The sequence below is a fragment of the Mycolicibacterium helvum genome (assembly GCF_010731895.1).
Classification (GTDB): Bacteria; Actinomycetota; Actinomycetes; order Mycobacteriales; family Mycobacteriaceae; genus Mycobacterium; species Mycobacterium helvum.
Window position 1 is genome coordinate 4,416,391 of sequence record NZ_AP022596.1, and the last position, 17,710, is coordinate 4,434,100.

General features: G+C 66.0%; 20 protein-coding genes. 13 read left to right on the plus strand and 7 right to left on the minus strand.

Annotated elements, in window-relative coordinates:
- The first annotated feature begins 12 nt into the window (after positions 1–12).
- Genes G6N38_RS20725 through G6N38_RS20735 form a run of 3 tightly spaced genes read left to right on the plus strand, consistent with a single transcriptional unit; the run spans position 13 to position 2,241 of the window.
- Entirely contained in the window at positions 13–423 is a 411-nt protein-coding gene (locus G6N38_RS20725) for a DUF302 domain-containing protein (RefSeq protein WP_163749906.1), read from the plus strand.
- On the plus strand, positions 416–1,138 hold the full coding sequence (locus G6N38_RS20730) for a response regulator (protein WP_163749907.1): 723 nt from the start codon (positions 416–418) through the stop codon (positions 1,136–1,138). Before G6N38_RS20725 ends, G6N38_RS20730 begins: the two co-directional genes overlap by 8 nt.
- Complete coding sequence (locus G6N38_RS20735; RefSeq protein ID WP_246227357.1) at positions 1,135–2,241, plus strand: sensor histidine kinase; 1,107 nt, start codon at positions 1,135–1,137, stop codon at positions 2,239–2,241. The genes G6N38_RS20730 and G6N38_RS20735 overlap by 4 nt, the downstream gene beginning before the upstream one ends.
- On the opposite strand, the gene G6N38_RS20740 is transcribed toward G6N38_RS20735, so the two are convergent.
- The gene (locus tag G6N38_RS20740) at positions 2,231–2,926 is read right to left on the minus strand and encodes a DUF305 domain-containing protein (protein ID WP_163749908.1); all 696 of its coding nucleotides are present in this window, start codon (positions 2,924–2,926) and stop codon (positions 2,231–2,233) included. The two genes, G6N38_RS20735 and G6N38_RS20740, sit on opposite strands and share 11 nt — an antisense overlap.
- Before the next feature lie 286 nt (positions 2,927–3,212).
- On the opposite strand from G6N38_RS20740, the gene G6N38_RS20745 reads away from it, so the two are divergent.
- On the plus strand, positions 3,213–3,680 hold the full coding sequence (locus G6N38_RS20745) for a homocitrate synthase (protein ID WP_163749909.1): 468 nt from the start codon (positions 3,213–3,215) through the stop codon (positions 3,678–3,680).
- A gap of 48 nt (positions 3,681–3,728) precedes the next feature.
- Here the strand turns inward: G6N38_RS20745 and G6N38_RS20750 are convergent, their stop codons facing one another.
- Entirely contained in the window at positions 3,729–5,210 is a 1,482-nt protein-coding gene (locus G6N38_RS20750; protein WP_163749910.1) for a cytochrome P450, read from the minus strand.
- Positions 5,211–5,337: 127 nt separating this feature from the next.
- On the opposite strand from G6N38_RS20750, the gene G6N38_RS20755 reads away from it, so the two are divergent.
- Both G6N38_RS20755 and G6N38_RS20760 read left to right on the plus strand, forming a co-directional pair.
- Positions 5,338–5,976, plus strand: coding sequence for a TetR/AcrR family transcriptional regulator (locus G6N38_RS20755; protein ID WP_246227358.1), 639 nt, complete (start codon positions 5,338–5,340; stop codon positions 5,974–5,976).
- A 3-nt stretch (positions 5,977–5,979) separates the two neighbouring features.
- On the plus strand, positions 5,980–6,849 hold the full coding sequence (locus G6N38_RS20760; RefSeq protein ID WP_163749911.1) for an SDR family oxidoreductase: 870 nt from the start codon (positions 5,980–5,982) through the stop codon (positions 6,847–6,849).
- A gap of 28 nt (positions 6,850–6,877) precedes the next feature.
- Here the strand turns inward: G6N38_RS20760 and G6N38_RS20765 are convergent, their stop codons facing one another.
- Together G6N38_RS20765 and G6N38_RS20770 are read right to left on the minus strand one after the other, a co-directional pair.
- Positions 6,878–7,924 carry a DNA polymerase IV gene (locus tag G6N38_RS20765; RefSeq protein WP_163749912.1) on the minus strand — a complete coding sequence of 349 codons (1,047 nt, stop codon included), beginning with the start codon at positions 7,922–7,924 and terminating at the stop codon, positions 6,878–6,880.
- Entirely contained in the window at positions 7,921–8,526 is a 606-nt protein-coding gene (locus tag G6N38_RS20770; protein ID WP_407662784.1) for a TetR/AcrR family transcriptional regulator, read from the minus strand. Before G6N38_RS20770 ends, G6N38_RS20765 begins: the two co-directional genes overlap by 4 nt.
- 81 nt (positions 8,527–8,607) lie before the next feature.
- On the opposite strand from G6N38_RS20770, the gene G6N38_RS20775 reads away from it, so the two are divergent.
- From G6N38_RS20775 to nrdE, 4 genes are all read left to right on the plus strand, one after another.
- Positions 8,608–9,150: an NADPH-dependent FMN reductase gene (locus G6N38_RS20775; protein ID WP_163749914.1), complete on the plus strand. Its 543-nt coding sequence runs from the start codon at positions 8,608–8,610 to the stop codon at positions 9,148–9,150.
- Positions 9,151–9,700: 550 nt separating this feature from the next.
- Entirely contained in the window at positions 9,701–9,940 is a 240-nt protein-coding gene (locus tag G6N38_RS20780) for a redoxin NrdH (protein WP_108055621.1), read from the plus strand.
- Between the two features lie 26 nt (positions 9,941–9,966).
- Positions 9,967–10,443 (plus strand): class Ib ribonucleoside-diphosphate reductase assembly flavoprotein NrdI, encoded by a 477-nt coding sequence (gene nrdI, locus G6N38_RS20785; RefSeq protein ID WP_163749915.1) that lies wholly within the window; start codon positions 9,967–9,969, stop codon positions 10,441–10,443.
- 17 nt (positions 10,444–10,460) lie between these two features.
- Entirely contained in the window at positions 10,461–12,578 is a 2,118-nt protein-coding gene (gene nrdE / locus G6N38_RS20790) for a class 1b ribonucleoside-diphosphate reductase subunit alpha (protein ID WP_179968586.1), read from the plus strand.
- Between the two features lie 335 nt (positions 12,579–12,913).
- On the opposite strand, the gene G6N38_RS20795 is transcribed toward nrdE, so the two are convergent.
- Positions 12,914–13,393: a GNAT family N-acetyltransferase gene (locus tag G6N38_RS20795; RefSeq protein WP_163749917.1), complete on the minus strand. Its 480-nt coding sequence runs from the start codon at positions 13,391–13,393 to the stop codon at positions 12,914–12,916.
- Positions 13,394–13,513: 120 nt separating this feature from the next.
- The gene (locus G6N38_RS20800) at positions 13,514–14,725 is read right to left on the minus strand and encodes a benzoate/H(+) symporter BenE family transporter (RefSeq protein ID WP_246227359.1); all 1,212 of its coding nucleotides are present in this window, start codon (positions 14,723–14,725) and stop codon (positions 13,514–13,516) included.
- A gap of 87 nt (positions 14,726–14,812) precedes the next feature.
- Here G6N38_RS20800 and G6N38_RS20805 point away from each other — a divergent pair, with 87 nt between their 5' ends.
- Both G6N38_RS20805 and G6N38_RS20810 read left to right on the plus strand, forming a co-directional pair.
- Positions 14,813–16,201 (plus strand): aminotransferase-like domain-containing protein, encoded by a 1,389-nt coding sequence (locus G6N38_RS20805; RefSeq protein WP_163749918.1) that lies wholly within the window; start codon positions 14,813–14,815, stop codon positions 16,199–16,201.
- Between the two features lie 21 nt (positions 16,202–16,222).
- Positions 16,223–16,378 carry a hypothetical protein gene (locus G6N38_RS20810; RefSeq protein ID WP_163749919.1) on the plus strand — a complete coding sequence of 52 codons (156 nt, stop codon included), beginning with the start codon at positions 16,223–16,225 and terminating at the stop codon, positions 16,376–16,378.
- 166 nt (positions 16,379–16,544) lie between these two features.
- On the opposite strand, the gene G6N38_RS20815 is transcribed toward G6N38_RS20810, so the two are convergent.
- On the minus strand, positions 16,545–16,916 hold the full coding sequence (locus tag G6N38_RS20815) for a DUF5997 family protein (RefSeq protein WP_163749920.1): 372 nt from the start codon (positions 16,914–16,916) through the stop codon (positions 16,545–16,547).
- 28 nt (positions 16,917–16,944) lie between these two features.
- On the opposite strand from G6N38_RS20815, the gene G6N38_RS20820 reads away from it, so the two are divergent.
- Positions 16,945–17,658 (plus strand): LysR family substrate-binding domain-containing protein, encoded by a 714-nt coding sequence (locus G6N38_RS20820; protein ID WP_163749921.1) that lies wholly within the window; start codon positions 16,945–16,947, stop codon positions 17,656–17,658.
- Positions 17,659–17,710: the final 52 nt, after the last annotated feature.

Consider the following 17,710-nt stretch of genomic DNA (forward strand, 5'->3'; position numbering starts at 1 on the left):
ACAGTGATGGGCATGGATATCGCGCTATCGACGACAGTGCGTGGCGGTTTCGGCGATGTTGTCTCGCGGACCCGCGAGGCGCTGGCTGATCAAGGTTTCGGGGTACTGACCGAGATTGACATGAAGGCGACGATGGCCGCCAAGCTGGGTGCCGCCGCCGGCGAAGCCCTTGGTGACTACCTGATCCTGGGTGCTTGTAACCCGCCGCTGGCTCAGCGTGCCGTGATGATCGACCGCCAGATCGGATTGCTGCTGCCGTGCAATGTGGTCGTGCGCAGCGACCCCGACCAGGCTGACACCGTCCACGTCGAGGCGATGAACCCGCAACTGCTGGTGGGCGTCACCGGTCAGGCTGAGCTGCAACCGGTGGCCGACGAGGTGACGGCCAGGCTGCAGTCGGCGATCGACTCGCTCAGTGCCTGATCCGGCCGCCGCGCCGGGGTACCGCGCGCTGGTCGTCGATGACGAGGTCTCACTGGCCGATGTGGTCGCTGGTTACCTGGAGCGTGAACACTTCGAGGTGGCCTCGGCCACCGACGGGACCGAAGCGTTGCGGATCGCCCGCGAAAGCGATCCCGACGTCGTCGTCCTCGATCTGAGCCTGCCGGGGATCGACGGGCTGGAGGTCTGCCGGCAACTGCGCACGTTCTCCGACGCCTACGTGGTGATGCTCACCGCGCGCGACACCGAGGTCGACACCATCGTCGGGTTGTCCGTCGGCGCCGACGACTACATGACCAAACCCTTCAGTCCGCGCGAGCTGGTCGCCCGCATCCATGCGATGCTGCGCCGCCCCCGCGTCGCCACCCGACTGACCGCGGCCACCGAACCTCCGCCCCGGGTCTTCGGTGATCTGGGCATCGACACCTCCGCCAGGGAAGTGTCGGTCGGTGGGGGACAGATCAATCTCACTCGCACCGAATTCGATCTCCTTGCTGCCCTCTCGGCGCGCCCTGGCTTCGTGTTCACCAGACGCCAGCTGCTCGAGGCGGTGTGGGGTGACGCCTGGTTCGGCAACGAGCACCTCATCGACGTCCACATCGGTCACCTTCGGCGCAAGCTCGGCGACGACCCCGGTGATCCGCGCTACGTGTTGACGGTGCGGGGGGTCGGCTACCGGATGGGCAGCGGGCGGTGAGCCGTTCACCCGGACTGGGTACCCGGCTCCTGCTGGCGCAGGCGCTGGTGCTGGTCGCCGGGGCGCTCACCACCGCGGTGGTGGCAATGGTGGTCGGGCCGCCGCTGTTTCGCGAGCACCTGCGCCGCGCCGGTATCGCGGCGAACTCCCACGAACAGTTCCACGCCGAGCAGGCGTACACCTACGCGACCGCTATCTCGGTTGGTGTTGCCGTCGCTGCAGCCGCGCTCACCGCGCTGGTCGTGACGTGGTACGTCAGCCGCCGCTTGCAGCACTCGCTCGCGGAGGTGTCGGCCGCCGCCGCCCGCATAGCCGACGGCAGGTTCGACGCCCGGGTGACGCCGCCGCGGCTGGGCGCTGACTTCGATGCCCTGGCCAGTGCTTTCAATGCGATGGCGACGCGACTGGAAGACGTCGAGACGACCCGCAGACGATTGCTCGGCGATCTCGCGCACGAAATACGCACACCGGTCGCGGTGATCGAAGCCTATCTGGAGGCGATCGAAGACGGTGTGAAAAGTCTTGACAGCGAATCTGTTTCGGTGATGCGTGACCAGGGTAGGCGGCTGGTGCGGCTTTCGGAGGACGTGGGCGCACTCGCCCAGGCCGAAGAGGGACAGGTCATTTCGCGGGAATGGGTCGACGCCGACGCGCTGGTGGCCGCGGCGGTCGCCGCCGTTGCCGACCGTGCTGGTGCGGCCGACATCGGACTGCGATCGGACGTCGATCCGGCTGCGCGCTCCCTGTGGGTTGACCCGCAACGCCTCGGCCAGGTGCTGGGGAACCTGCTCGATAACGCCCTGCACCACACTCCGGCCGGCGGGCGCGTCGAGGTATCGGTGACGACGAGCGGCGGCGGGCCGGTTCTCACTGTCACCGATACCGGGGAAGGTGTTGGGGAAGAACATCTTCCGCGCCTGTTCGAGCGGTTCTACCGGGTTGACCCCGCCCGCAGCCGATCCGGCGGGGGCAGCGGTATCGGCCTGGCGATCGCCAAGGCGATCGTCGAGGCGCACGGCGGCCGGATCTCTGCGCGCAGCGACGGCCCCGGCGCCGGAACCGTGTTCACGATCGAATTGCCCACGGCGGATCTCACAACGTAGGAAGAAGCGCGTTCATCTCGTCAATCTCCTTCTGCTGACTGCTCGTGATCGACGTCGCCAGCGCGATGACCGCCGCGGACTGGCCCGCGCCGATCTCCCGCTGCGACATCGTGATCGCGCCCTGATGGTGCGCGATCATCTGGGTGAGGAACAACTTGCTGGCCGCAGCCCCCTGGGCGTTGCGCAGGGCATCCATATCGCCGTCCGACATCATGCCCATGCCCGATCCCATTCCGGGCATCCCTGGCATCCCGGGCATTCCGGACGTACCAGGCATGCCGGGCATTCCGGACGTACCGCCGTGCCCGGGCATGTCACCCATGTCGCCAGGCATCATCGGCATCGCCGGCACGCCCCATTGCGCGAGCCAGCCCTGCATCTGCTGGATCTCTGGAGTCTGTGCTGCTTTGATCCGGTTGGCCAGGTCGATCACCCGTGGGTCGATGCCCGTCTTGCCCAGGATGACGTCGCTCATCTCGATGGCCTGCTGATGGTGGGGGATCATGTGCTGGGTGAACATGACGTCGACGTTGTTGTGCGCCTGATTGGCCGGTGCCGGTGCGGTGGTGCTCGTCGCCGCGGTGGCGCTGCCACCGGCCGCGGGTTTCGTCCCGCCCTCACAAGCGCCCAGTGTGATCACCGCCGCTAGTGCCGTCGCAACAACGGCTATGTGCCGGGTGTGCATCGTCGATGCGTCCTTCCTCGAGCTTGGCGCGGACCGCCTCCTCGCGCTCCGTCACTCTCGAGGGTTCTCGCCGCTCATAGGGCTTCTCTAGTGCTTCGATGAAGATTCGATGAAGGGCCCCGGGAAACTCGGTTGCACCCGCCGCGCGGCGAGGTCTACCATCGCCAACGTGCATCGTGCGCTTGTCGTAGTAGCTACCCGCAGCGGGGTCTGATCCAGACCGACCCCCCGCTGTGGGTCGAAACTACGACGTCGGTCAGCCTCCGCTCGACGAGAAGACCGATTCATGACTCCGCACAGCACCCCCATTTCTGAACTTTCTCCGCACTTCTGCGCGCCATTGCCGATCGGGCTGCGCGAACATGCTCAAACCATGCCGTGGAGTGCGTTCACTGCCACCTACAGCCCGAGCGGCGGCCCGGTTCGTCTGGGCGCCTGGGAATGCGATGACGTGTCCCGGCTGGGCCCGCAACCCCGCCGGTTCCGTGCGACTCTGGCCGTCGGTGACCGCATCGAGACGGCGACCGCCCACGCCAGCGGTCCGGTCGCGGCGCTCACCGCGATGCTCTACGAGCGGGGGATCGGTGTGGAGATGACGCACTTTCACCAGCTGCCCTCCGGTGTGCACACCGCGACGTTCGTGCAGGGCAGCGACGGTCAACGCAGGGAGTGGGCGATGGGCTGGTCGGAAGACCCCACCCAGTCGGCGCTGCGCGCCGTCATCGCCTGCGCCAACCGCCTACTCGCCGACTGAGATTCCCGCCCAAACTCACGTTTCGCGCGCCTCTCGTCGACCTCGGCGTCAGTACAGGGGCCGCAACACGATCGGCATGCCGTCCATCGGCACCGGCATGCCCGCATAGTCATAGTGCGGTTGGTAACCCGGATGCGGCAGCTCCAGCCGGTACCTGCGCAGCAATCGGTGCATGACCGTCTTGATTTCCAGCTGTCCGAAAACCATCCCGATGCACTTGTGCGCTCCGCCGCCGAACGGGGCGAACGCGTAACGATGCCGCTTGTGTTCCGAGCGCGGTTCGGCGAAGCGACTCGGGTCGAACTTCTCCGGATCGGTCCACAGCTCGGGCAGCCGGTGGTTGAGGCCGGGCCAGACGTTGACGTTGGTGCCGGCCGGGATGAAGTAGCCCAGCAACTCGGTGTCGCGCACCGCCTGGCGCACGTTGAACGGCAGCGGGGTGACCATGCGCAGCGACTCGTTGATCACCAGGTCGAGCGTTTCCAGCTTCTCCAGGGCTTCGATGTCGAGCGGTCCGTCGCCGAGCCGGTCCGACTCGTCGCGGCAACGCTCCTGCCACTCGGGGTTTGCGGCGAGCTGATTGGCCATCGTGGTCAGTGTCGACGTCGAGGTGTCGTGGGCCGCCATCATCAGGAAGATCATGTGGTTGACGATGTCGTCGTCGGTGAACGTATTGCCCTCGTCGTCGGAGGTGTGGCACAACACCGTCAGCATGTCGGTGCCCTCGGCTCTGCGGCGCTCCTTGAGTCGCTCAGTGAAGTAGTCCTCCAGCACCTTGCGGGCCTGCAGGCCCCGCCACCACTTGAACGGCGGAACGCCGGTACGGATGATCGCCCCACCGGCGCGGGTGGTCGTGGTGAACGCCTGATTCACCTTGGTCACCAGGTCGTGGTCCGATCCGGGTTCGTGGCCCATGAACACCACCGAGGCGATGTCGAGGGTGAGCTCCTTGACCGCCGGATGGAACAGGAAACGCGGATCGTTGGTCACCCAGTCGTCGGCGATGACCTGTGAGGCGACCCGGTCAATGTGCTCGACGTAGCCGGACAGCCGGGTGCGGGTGAACGCCTCCTGCATGATGCGGCGGTGGTACATGTGCTCGTCGAAATCGAGCAACATCAGTCCCCGGTTGAAGAACGGTCCGATGACCGGGTGCCAGCCCTTCTGCGAGAAGTCCTTGTTCTTGTTGGAGAACACCGCCTGGGTGGCGTCCGGGCCCAACGCCGTCACCGCGGGCAGGGCCGGGGAGTACGCGTAGTGGATCGGGCCGTGCTTGCGGTAGACCTCCAGCAGGAAGTCGGGACCGCCGCGGAACGTCTCGACCATGTGGCCGAGCAGAGGCAGGCCCGAATCGCCCATGACTGTCTTGAGGCCACTGCCCGCGGGCGGCTCGGCCAGCGCGAACTGCGGCCAGTCGCGCTCGCGCAGCCGTTTCTCGACCGCGCCCATCCCGGGGATGGTGTTCAGCGTCGGCGTGAACCGACGACGGGCCTGATCTAGCAGGTAGTGCGGGGTACTGATGGTGGCCATCGACGCTCCTCGGGAACTGGGCATGGGCATATTCATGGCGCGGTACGACAGGGTTGCTCCATCCTGGCCACCGTTCTTGACGCCTGTCAAGTTTCATTTGCGCGCCGGCGTGGTGCAAGGTGAACGGGTGACCGCGCAGCATGAGCCCGTCGAGGTGCCCCGTCGCCGCGGCGACAAGCAGCGGCATGCCATCGTCGCGGCCGTGCGCGAATTGCTCGAAGAGAAGCCGTTCGCCGAGTTATCGGTCAGCACTATCAGTGACCGGGCCGGTGTCGCCCGGTCCGGCTTCTATTTCTACTTCGACTCCAAGTACGCCGTGTTGGCCCATATCGTCGGCGAGGCCGCGCACGAACTCGAGGAACTCACTCACCAGTTCGCGCCGCGCGGCGCCGATGAGACGCCGACGGCCTTCGCCAAGCGGATGGTCCGCAGCGCCGCCGCGGTCTACGCGCACAACGACCCGGTGATGTCGGCGTGTAACGCCGCCCGCCAAACCGACGCCGAGATCCGGGAGATCCTGGACGGCTACAACGATGCGGTGATTGATCAGATCGTGCCGATCGTCGAGGCCGAGATCTACAACCACACTGCCGACCCGATCACCGACGATATCCGCGGCCTGGTCCGCACCCTGGTGGCGACGACGGCGTTCACGCTGTCCGGCGAGTCCGCCTTCGTCGGGCCCGAGAAGAACGTGGACCGCTCGGTCCAGGTTCTCGAGAGCCTCTGGCTGCATGCGCTCTGGGGCGGACAGGTCGGCGACTAGCCCATGGCTGACGGCTTCGCGGGTAAAAGGGTGCTCATCACCGGCGCGGCCAGCGGTATCGGCCGGTCCACCGCGCTTCGGCTGGCTCGAGAGGGCGCCGAACTGTATCTGACCGACCTCAACGCCGACGGACTCGAACAGACCGTGGACGATGCCCGTGCGCTGGGTGCCTTGGTGCCCGCGCATCGTGCCCTCGATATCGCCGATTACGACGCGGTCGCCGGATTCGCCGCCGACATCCACACTCACCACCCGGCGATGGACATCGTGATGAACATCGCCGGTATCTCGGCCTGGGGCACCGTCGAACAACTCACCCACCGGCACTGGCGGTCGATGATCGACGTCAACCTGATGGGCCCGATCCACGTCATCGAGACCTTCCTGCCGCCGATGGTCGCCGCGGGGCGGGGTGGTCAGCTGGTCAACGTGTCCTCGGCCGCTGGTCTGGTCGCCTTGCCGTGGCATGCCGCCTACAGTGCGAGTAAGTATGGGCTACGCGGACTTTCGGAAGTTCTGCGCTTCGATCTCGCCCGTCACGACATTGGTGTCTCCCTCGTGGTGCCCGGCGCGGTCGACACACCCCTGGTACGCACCGTGCAGATCGTCGGTGTGGACCGGGACCACCCGAAGGTGCAGCGGTGGGTCCGGCTTTTCAGCGGTCACGCCGTGACGCCGGAGAAGGTCGCCGACAACATCTTGGCCGGGATCACCAAGAACCGCTTCCTGATCTACACCTCGCCAGATATCCGCGCGCTCTACGCATTCAAGCGGCTGGCGTGGTGGCCCTATAGCGTGGCGATGCGGCGGGTCAACGTGTTCTTCACCCGGGCGCTGCGGCCGCGGAGCGCAACCTTCACGCCGCCGGGCTGAACCCGCGCGGCTTTCGCGCCGAAATCGCTCAAAGAGGCGGGGCCAATTCCAGGCGGACGCCGAGCAGACGGATCGGCCGGTCGAGCTCGAAGAGATCGAGCACCCGCAGAGCCGCGGCCGTGATCACCTCGGCGTCGACGCTCGACTGGTCGAGTTTGCGGATCTTGGTTCGCGTGTAGAAAGTGTTGGTGCGCACCGTGACGGCCACGCGGGTGACGATGCGTGACTGGGCTACCACGTCTGCCAGGGCCTGGCGGGCGAGATCGACGACGGCGGCGTCCAGCTCGGGGCGTTCAGTCAGATCGCGCGGGAAGGTCACCACATGGCTGCGCGAGCGGGGAATCCACGGCTCGGCGCTGACCGTCGCGTCCCCGCCGCCCTTGGCCAGCAGCAACAGCCACAATCCAGTGCGTGGACCGAAGGTGGCGGTCAGTAGCTCGGCGTCGGAGTTGGCGAGCTGTCGCACTGATGTAATGCCCAGGCTGTCAAGCTTTTTCGTGGTCTTGGGACCCACGCCCCAGAGTGCGTCCACCGGGCGAGCGCCCATCACGTCCATCCAGTTGGCGTCGGTGAGGGTGTAGACGCCGTCAGGCTTGCCGAAGCCGGTCGCCACCTTGGCGCGCTGCTTGTTGTCGCTGATGCCCACCGAACACGCCAGCCCGGTCTCGGCCGCGATCGTCGTGCGGACCCGCTCGGCCAGTTCCACCGGGTCGGCGACGTGCGCTCCGATATAGGCCTCGTCCCAGCCCCACACCTCGACGGGATGGCCAAGATCGCGCAGCAGACCCATCACCTGATCGGATGCCTCGTCATAGGCGGCCGGGTCGGACGGCAGGAACGTCGCATCCGGACAGCGGCGGGCGGCAGCGCGCAACGGCATCCCGGCGTGCACCCCGAACCCGCGGGCCTCGTAGGACGCGCACGTCACGACCTTGCGGGGTTCGGTGGGATCGCCACTGCCGCCGACGATCACGGGCAGGCCTACCAGTTCGGGGTGGCGGCGCAGCTCGACAGAGGCCAGGAACTGATCGAGGTCCACGTGCAGGACCCACGGTCGGGATTCTGGGCTGGTCAATGTCCGCACAACTTGCGCGCGACGCTGTCCCAGGCGTCGCCGAGGGCGTCGAGCGTGCGGCCGCGCTCGAGTTGATGGTTGACGTAGTCGGCATCCAGAAGCGCCAGCAGCGCGTCAGCCTGGGCGTCGAGATCGCCGGTGGTGCTTGCGGATTCGAGTAGTACTCGCAGATGGGTGTGCATCACGGCCAGTGGGGCGTTATGGCGGGTATCGGGATCTCGGTTGGCTTCCGACAGCAGCTCGCGATGGGTTTGTGCGAAACGCAGCCGCTCGCGGCCGAAGGCCAGCAGTCGCTGCAGGGGAGGGCCGTCGGGGCCTAACGGCGGTGGCCCGAACAGGAAGGCTTGCTGGATGGCGCGCTCGTCCTCGTCGAGCAGGACCATCATCAGGCCGGCGCGGCTGCCGAAGCGGCGGAACACCGTGCCTTTGCCCACACCCGCTGCTGCAGCGATATCGTCCATGGAGACGTTGTCGGCGCCGCGTTCGGCGATCAGGGTGCGGGCCGCGTCGAGTAGAAGTAGCCGGTTGCGGGCTGCGTCGCCGCGTTCTTGTGGCGCGGAAACCGGCAGCTCTCTGGCCTGTTCGATCGCACTCACCCCCATACTTTAGCTCAGCGGGAAATAAACCGGACCGCAGTCCGGTTATGCTGTGCGAGTATCTCGGACGACTGAGAGGATTGCGACATGGCGGATATCAAGGTTCTGACACTGGTAGGCAGCCTCCGGGCGGCATCGGTCAATCGCCAGCTCGCCGAGCTGGCAGCGGAGGCGGCGCCCGACGGCGTCACGCTGACCATCTATGAGGGTCTGGGCGACCTGCCGTTCTACAACGAAGACATCGATACTGACGATGCACCCGCCGCCGTGGTCTCGCTGCGGGCGGCCGCCGCGGACGCCGACGCCGCGCTGGTGGTGACACCCGAATACAACGCGAGCATTCCGGGCGTGCTGAAGAACGCCATCGACTGGCTGTCGCGGCCGTTCGGCAACGGCGCGCTCAAGGACAAGCCGCTGGCCGTCATCGGTGCCTCGTTCGGCCAGTACGGCGGGGTGTGGGCCCACGACGAGACGCGCAAGTCGTTCGGGGTCGCCGGGCCTCGGGTGGTGGAGTCGGTCAAGTTGTCCGTGCCGGCCAAGACGCTCGACGGCAAGCATCCGCGGGAGAACGCCGAGGTCGCCGCCGCCGTGCGCGATGTGGTCGGCAAGCTCGCCGCCGAGGTGGCCTGACCCGCCGTCGTCTAGACGGTCCGCAAACTGCCGCCGTCGATGACGTATTCCGCTCCGGTGCGGCGAGCGGGCGGCGCTGAGTGCGGGGGAGCGTGTTCTGCTCGGCGAGTGGTTGGCGCGGCTGGCTGAATCGGCGTGACGGGTGTTGCTGTACGGGCTCGTCGGCGGGCCGCGCATCTCGGCGTTGTCGGTCCCTGCTGGTAGACCTAGGCGCAGCCAGTGTCGCTCGGCGTGTTGTGACATGCGACACGCCGAACCGGGTGGCGCCGGGGTGCTTACGACCAGGGAATTTCAGAATTGTTATTCAGAACATGTGGTAGTTCTTCTCGCTGTCGGACACTAGGTGTAGTGTTCGACAGGCCGACAGACCCGAGACTCACAGGGCCGCCGGAACGCCGGAACCGAAGCTGAGATGTCGGTCCGAGCCGCTCCGCCAGCCAGGAATTTCACGGTCCGAAAGCTCGCTGACAGTTCGTGAGTGCCTGCGCACAGACCATCCCGTGACCGTCTTGAGTCCATCTCCATGTTTCGCTGAGGAGCTATACCGCAGATGACCATCACCGTGTACACCAAGCCCGCCTGCGTGCAGTGCAACATGACCTACAAAGCCCTGGACAAGCAGGGCCTGGCCTACGACGTCGTCGACATTTCCGAGGACGCTGAAGCCCGCGATTACGTGATGGCGATGGGCTACCTGCAGGCGCCAGTCGTGGTTGCCGGCGGTGACCACTGGTCAGGCTTCCGGCCCGACCGGATCAACGCCCTCGCCGGCGCCGCGCTGACCGCTTAGCGTCCGGGCGCCACGAGGAGCGAGTGATGAATCCGGATGGCAGCCTGGCAGGCCCGGAACGGTTGGTGTACTTCTCCAGTGTTTCGGAGAACACCCACCGCTTCGTGCAGAAGCTGGGCGTGCCGGCCATCCGGATTCCTCTGCACGAGCGCATCGAGGTGGACAGGCCCTATGTCCTGCTGCTGCCGACCTACGGCAGGGGCCGGGGAGACAGCCCGACGCTGGACGCCAAGGGATATGTGCCCAAGCAGGTCATCGCATTTTTGAATAATTCGAACAATCGGTCCCTGATCCGCGCGGTGGTCGGGGCCGGCAACACCCAATTCGGTGCCGAGTACTGCTTTGCGGCCAGGCTGGTTTCGCACAAGTGCAACGTTCCGTTTCTGTACCGCTTCGAAATGATGGGAACCGCAGAGGACGTGGAAGCCGTTCGTGCGGAGCTGGCCAAATTCTGGGAGGACGAGGACACGTGGCACCTACAGTCGCAGCTGCAGAGCCTGTAACGGCTTCTGGGCACGCGTTGCCCGGCGAGACCGATTACCACGCGCTCAACGCGATGCTGAATCTGTACGACGCGGACGGCAAGATCCAGTTCGACATGGATGTCTTGGCCGCCCGCCAGTACTTTCTGGAGCATGTGAACCAGAACACCGTCTTCTTCCACAATCAAGACGAGAAGCTCGACTATCTGATTCGCGAGAACTATTACGAGCGTGAGGTTCTCGATCAGTACTCGCGTAACTACGTCAAGACGCTGCTGGACCGGGCCTACGCCAAGAAGTTCCGGTTCCCGACCTTCCTGGGCGCGTTCAAGTACTACACCTCGTACACGTTGAAGACCTTCGACGGGAAGCGCTACCTGGAGCGCTTCGAGGACCGTGTGGTGATGGTGGCCCTGACGCTGGCCGCCGGTGACACCACCCTGGCCGAGAAGCTGGTCGACGAGATCATCGACGGCCGTTTTCAGCCGGCCACCCCGACGTTCCTCAACTCGGGCAAGGCGCAGCGCGGCGAGCCGGTGAGCTGCTTCCTGCTGCGCATCGAAGACAACATGGAGTCGATCGGCCGCTCGATCAACTCCGCGCTGCAGCTGTCCAAGCGCGGCGGTGGAGTTGCGTTGCTGCTGACCAACATTCGTGAACACGGCGCACCGATCAAGAACATCGAGAACCAGAGCTCGGGCGTGATCCCGATCATGAAGCTGCTGGAGGATTCGTTCTCCTACGCCAACCAGCTCGGTGCTCGCCAGGGTGCCGGTGCGGTCTACCTGCATGCCCATCACCCGGACATCTACCGCTTCCTGGACACCAAGCGGGAGAACGCCGACGAGAAGATCCGCATCAAGACCCTCTCGCTGGGTGTGGTGATTCCTGACATCACCTTTGAGCTGGCCAAGAAGAACGAGGACATGTACCTGTTCTCGCCTTACGACGTCGAGCGCGTGTATGGGGTTCCGTTCGCCGATATCTCGGTCACCGAGAAGTACCACGAGATGGTCAACGACGGCCGGATCCGCAAGACCAAGATCAAGGCCCGCGAGTTCTTCCAGACGCTGGCCGAGCTGCAGTTCGAGTCGGGCTACCCCTACATCATGTTCGAGGACACGGTGAACCGGGCCAACCCGATCGACGGCAAGATCACGCATTCCAACCTGTGCTCGGAGATCCTGCAGGTCTCGACGCCGTCGCTGTTCAACGAGGACCTGTCGTATGCCAAGGTAGGCAAGGACATTTCCTGCAACCTCGGCTCGCTGAACATCGCCAAGGCGATGGACTCGCCGGACTTCGCGCAGACCATCGAGGTGGCCATCCGCGGGTTGACCGCGGTGAGCGATCAGACGCACATCTGGTCGGTGCCGTCGATCGAGCAGGGCAACAACGACTCGCACGCCATCGGGCTCGGGCAGATGAACCTGCACGGATACCTTGCGCGCGAACGGATTTTCTACGGATCCGAAGAAGGCATCGACTTCACCAATATGTACTTCTACACGGTGCTCTACCACGCGCTGCGGGCGTCGAACAAGATCGCGACCGAGCGTGGGTCATCGTTCAAGGGCTTCGAGAAGTCGAAGTACGCCAGCGGCGAGTTCTTCGACAAGTACACCGATCAGGTGTGGGAGCCGGCGACCGCGCGGGTCCGCGAACTGTTCGCCAACGCGGGCATTCGCATTCCTACCCAAGAGGATTGGGTGCGTCTCAAGGAGTCGGTGCAGGCCAACGGCATCTACAACCAGAACCTGCAGGCCGTGCCGCCGACCGGGTCGATCTCCTACATCAACCACTCCACCAGCTCGATTCACCCGGTGGCGAGCAAGGTTGAGATCCGTAAGGAAGGCAAGATCGGCCGCGTCTATTACCCGGCGCCGTATATGACCAACGACAACCTAGAGTACTACCAGGATGCGTACGAAATCGGCTACGAGAAGATCATCGACACCTACGCCGCGGCCACTCAGCATGTGGATCAGGGGCTGAGTCTGACGCTGTTCTTCAAGGACACCGCCGACACCCGCGAGGTCAACAAGGCGCAGATCTACGCCTGGCGCAAGGGAATCAAGACGCTGTACTACATCCGGCTTCGTCAGATGGCTTTGGAGGGCACTGAGGTGGAGGGTTGCGTCAGCTGCATGTTGTAGGCGCTTAGCTAAGTCGTAGGCCAGGGGAGCCATCCCCTGGCCTGCTTCTTTGTTCGGGGGCTGTCTGCTGGACGACCGGGTATTTCGCCGGTTGGGGGATTGGCATGGCGCTGATCGTTGTCGGTTTTCGTCGCGCCTCGACCGCACTCGCTGGGATCCGTACCTGCTGGCTCCGCCCGGGGTCTGCGCCGACCTGATCGCGTGGTTGCCCTCCAGGGCCTCGCGGCCCTGGAGGGTTCCGACGCGCTCTCGGCCTCAATCAGGAGCTGAAGGCCGGGGTGCCGGTATTCCGGGCGCAGTCTCTCGACGTCACGCGACGGCAGTGATGGGATCGGTCAGGACAGGTTCAACTCCTTCGCGGCCGGTTCGGCCTCGTAGGTGACCCAGTTCGTGCGTGTGGCGAGGGTGTTGTACAAGGCTTGGGCCGTGTGGTTGTCGTCCGCGGTCACCCACTGGACTACGGCCCGTCCCTCAGCGTGGGCCATCTCGGTGAGACGCTCGATCAGCGCGCGACCGATGCCCCGGCCGCGAACCTGGGGATCGGTGAAGAGGTCGTCCAGGAAGATGCCGGTGGTGCCGGTGTATGGCGAGGAGAAACGTCGGTGATGCGCGAACCCCACGATCGCCCCGGCCGCTTCGGCGACAAGGGCTTTGCATTCGTGCCGGGGGTCCATGAACCACCCCCAGGCGCGGGAGACGACCTCTTCTGACTCGGCCAGCTTGTAGAACTCGCGGTACGCCCGAAAGAGGACGCGCCAGCGGGCCTCGTCTGCGGCGGCGAGCGGACGGATCGTCGGGGTGGTGTTCGTCGTCATAGGTTGCTCCGATTGGTTGGGATCTCGGTGGTGGATGGGAACTGCCAGGTCGCTGGGTGAGCGCTTCGCGCGCGGTACGGTCGTGCACTTGCGCAGCACGCGATGCGGTATTCGAGGGGGCTACGTGATCATGGGGGCCTCCTTCGACTCCCTCTCCCGGCGAGGGGCGAGGATCATGTGCACGGCACCGCCGGCGACGAGGCCCCAGAACGCGGCGCCGACGCTCAAGACCGCGACCCCCGACATGGTGACCGCGAGAGTCGTCAGGGCGGCCAGCCCCGCGCGACCGTCACCGCCCATCGCGCCCTTGAGGGCGGCGAGTGCTGATCCGAGCAGCGCGACGGCGGCGAGCACGGAGACCGTCTCGGTAGGGACCGTGCGGAACCCGGCCACGAGCACGCCTCCGAAGGACCCGACGAGCAGGTAGGTGCAACCGCCCGCGAGACCTGCGATGTAACGCCTGCCCAGGTCCGGGTGGGACTCCGGGCCGAGCGCGATCGCAGCGGTGATCGCGCCCAGGTTGATCCCATGGCAGCCGAACGGCGCGAGGATCGCGGAGACCGTTGAGACGGAGCCGACAAGCAGGCGGTCGTTCGGTTCGTACCCCTGCGAGTGGAGCAGGGTGAGCCCGGGCGCGTTCTGGGAGGCCATCGTGACGATGAACAGTGGCAGCGCGATGCTCACGAGTGCGGCCGGAGTGAACGCCGGCATCGTAACGACCGGACCGCCGAGCGTGAGCGACGGCGCGAACGCGTGGAACGACCCGGTCGCCCATGTCACCGCGAGCCCCACGATAAGGGCTGCGAGTACGGCGTAGCGGTCGACGAAACGCTTGCCAAGGAAGAACGCGATGACGATGCTCCCCGCGATGAGCGGTGCGCTTGCGAACGCGCCTGCGGCGGACACGACGAACGGCAGCAGGATCCCTGCGAGTAGAGCCTGTAGCACTGGGCTGGGCACTCTGGCGAGCAGCCACCCGAACCATCCCGTGTACCCGACCACCGCGGCGGCGACCGAGGCGACGAGGAATGCTCCCACGGCCTCAGCAAAGGAGAACCCGCCGAGCGAGGCGATCAGCAGCGCCGCTCCGGGCGTCGACCAGGCGACGATCACCGGGATGCGGGTAAACAGACTCAACGCGATGCTGCACACGCCGTTTCCGATCGACAACGCCCAGACCCAGGACGCAGTCTGCGCCTCGTCCAGACCCGCTGCGCGGGTGGCTTCGAGCACGATCAGGAACGGGCCGGCGAAGTTGATGAGCGCTGACAGGAAGCCTGCGACGATGGCGGAGACCGACGCATCCCGCCACACCGAACGGCGGCCGGTCACGGCGTTGTGGGCGGGGGAGTAGGTTCCGCGTTCTCCGCGAAGAGTAACGCACTTGCTGAATCGGTAGTAACGTTATCTACTATCGTCATGTCCAACGATAACAGGTCGGCCGCCATTGCGATGCAGCTCCAACAATGGATCACGACGATGCGCCCCGGCGACAAGCTGCCAGGCGTGCGGGAACTCTCTGCGCAGTTCCACGCAAGCGCGGCGACCATCTCGGCGGCTCTCTCGGAACTGAGCGCAGCCGGGCTGGTCCGGGCAGAGCCCGGCCGGGGAACGTTTGTGGCGGCCCGCGAACGACTACTCGAGCCGGACTTCTCCTGGCAATCCCAGGCCCTCGGCCACGCCAGAGTGGACGCCGACCGGGCCGCACGCCTGGGCGCCTACGGCACACCGGAGCACATCCCGCTCTCCTGGGGGTACCTCGCCCCCGAACTACTACCGAACGAGGAACTGCACCGCCTCGGCTCGCGTGTGGCGAAGAGCGGTCGTGCATGGACGATGACACCGCCAGCGGGATCGCCGGAACTGCGGCGGATCCTCGCTTCCGAATACCGCGCCGACCCGAACGACGTGCTCGTCGTATCGGGCGGGCAGCAGGGCCTCCTGTTCGCGATGCGCACCCTTGCCGAGCCGGGGTCGGCGGTCATTACCGAGAGCCCGAGCTATCCCGGTGCGATCCTCGCCGCGCAGAGCGCGGGCCTCAACCTCTCGTCGGTACCCGCCGACGCCAACGGAATCCTGGTCGACCGTCTTGCCGAAGAGCTCGAACGCACGCGGGCGCGAGTGGTCTACCTTCAGCCCAGCTATGCGAACCCCACCGGCGCGGTCCTCAATGCAGAACGGCGGACGCAGGTTCTCGAACTCGCTGCTCGGCACGGGGCGTTCATCATCGAGGATGACTGGGCGCGGCACCTCGGTATCGACGGGCGGGCGCCTGCTCCGCTCTTCACCGAGGATCCGCACGGACATGTCGTATCCATCCTCACACTGTCGAAACCGGCTTCGCCCGGACTCAGGCTCGGTGCGATCATCGCTCGCGGTCCGGCTGGTGCCAGGCTCCGGGCGTCCCGCACCGCTGACGACCTCTGCGTCGCCCCGATCGTGCAGGAAATCGCACTGAGCTTGGTGACCTCGACCGTGTGGCCGCGGCACTTGAAACGACTCCGCGGCGAACTCGGCGAGCGACGTGACGCACTTGTCGCCGCGATCCAGGCCACCCTGCCCGGGGTGCGGATAGTCGGTACCCCACGTGGTGGGCTCCACCTCTGGGCGCGATTGGCACTGGGCACCGACACGCGAAGGGTGTGTGCCGACGCCTACCGGGCCGGGGTTCTCGTCGGCGACGGACGACACTTCTACGTGGATGAGCCGCCCGCGCCATTCCTGCGCTTCTCCTATGGGGCCGCAAACGTTGCCCAGATTGCCGAAGGCGTCAGGCGACTCGCTGATCACATTCCGCTGGACGACTGACCGGGCGCCGACACCGAGCCGGTGCCGGCCGCTGAGTTCCCTGTCGGATTCAACCACGAAGTCCACGACCGCGGCGTCCATCGTGACGTCGCCACGCGCGAGGGGATCCCGGTTGAGCAGCTCGCCGTGTTCGACATCAGCGAGTTGACCGTCCGCTCCGATCACTTGGAATCGTAAGGCGTGCAACGGAAAGTGCAAATGCTGACCGACTGGAGAGCGAGAGGTTGGGTGACAGCCCGGCGGTCTCGGGACAGCTGGAGAGGACACTGGCACAGATCATCAAGCCACTCGCGAGAGAGAGCTTTTGCATCGCGATGACGTTGGCTTGCTGAGCAGTTCGCAACTAGGTGCGGCGCAGCGCCTTCACCCGACGTTCCTCGGCCAGCACCGCTTGGTAGCTCTCGCGCTCGGCGATCAGCCAGTCCGGCTTCTCCTCGAGCAGGGCTTCGATCTGCTCGGTGGTAAGTGCATCCACCACACCGCCGCGCGTGAGGCCGGAGATCGACACACCCAACTTGGCCGCCACGAGGTTCTTCGGGTGCGGCCCGCTCTTGCGGAGGTCCTTGAGCCACTGCGGCGGGTCGGCCTGCAGGGCGGCGAGCTCGTCGCGGGTGATCGCGTTCTCCTGGAACTCCGCAGGCGTCGCGGGCAGATACACGTCCAACTTCTTTGCCGCCGTGGCGGGTTTCATGGACTGCGCGTTAGGCCTGCTCATGGCACCACCCTATCGGTAGCCTGATGCCGTGACCCAGCCCTCGCTCACCCTCGGGTACGTCCCCGGGGCGACGCCCGCGAAGTGGGCGCGGACCTGGGCGCAGCGCCACCCCGATGTTCCGCTGAGGTTGTGCGCCGTCGCCGCAGCCGACGCGGCCGCCGACCTGCGGGCCGGCGCCGTCGATGTGGCGTTGCTCCGGCTACCGACCGACACCTCGGGGTTGGCGGTCATCCCGCTCTACCAGGAGGTGACGGTCGCAGTGGTGCCCGCCGACCACCTCCTCAGCGCGGCCGTCGAGATCACCTCCGCCGATCTCGACGGTGAGCCGATCCTGCTGCCGCTCGACGACGTCGTCGCCTGGGCGGGCGCGCCCGGCACCACCATCGATCACCGACCCGAAACCACCCAGGACGCAATAGAACTCGTCGCCGCAGGGTTGGGTGCGCTGATCGTTCCGCAGTCGCTGGCCCGGCTGTATCACCGCAAGGACCTCACATATCGCCCGATCGCCGACGCGCCGACGTGCTCGGTGGCCCTCGCCTTCCCCGAAGGGCCCCCCTCGGCACTGGTCGAGCAGTTCACCGGGATCGTGCGGGGCCGCAAACCCAGCTCGTCGCGGGGCCCGGCCCAGCCGGCGCCGAAGCGCACCGCGCGCGAGAAGACTCTGGCCAAGCAGGCCGCCCGAGCCGCGGCGGGGAAGGTCGCCCGCACGCCCGGGCCGGTCAAGCGGCGGCAGCCGTAACGGCTATGTGACGCTGTTTTACCTGGTCAACACACACGCTCCGAGATACTCG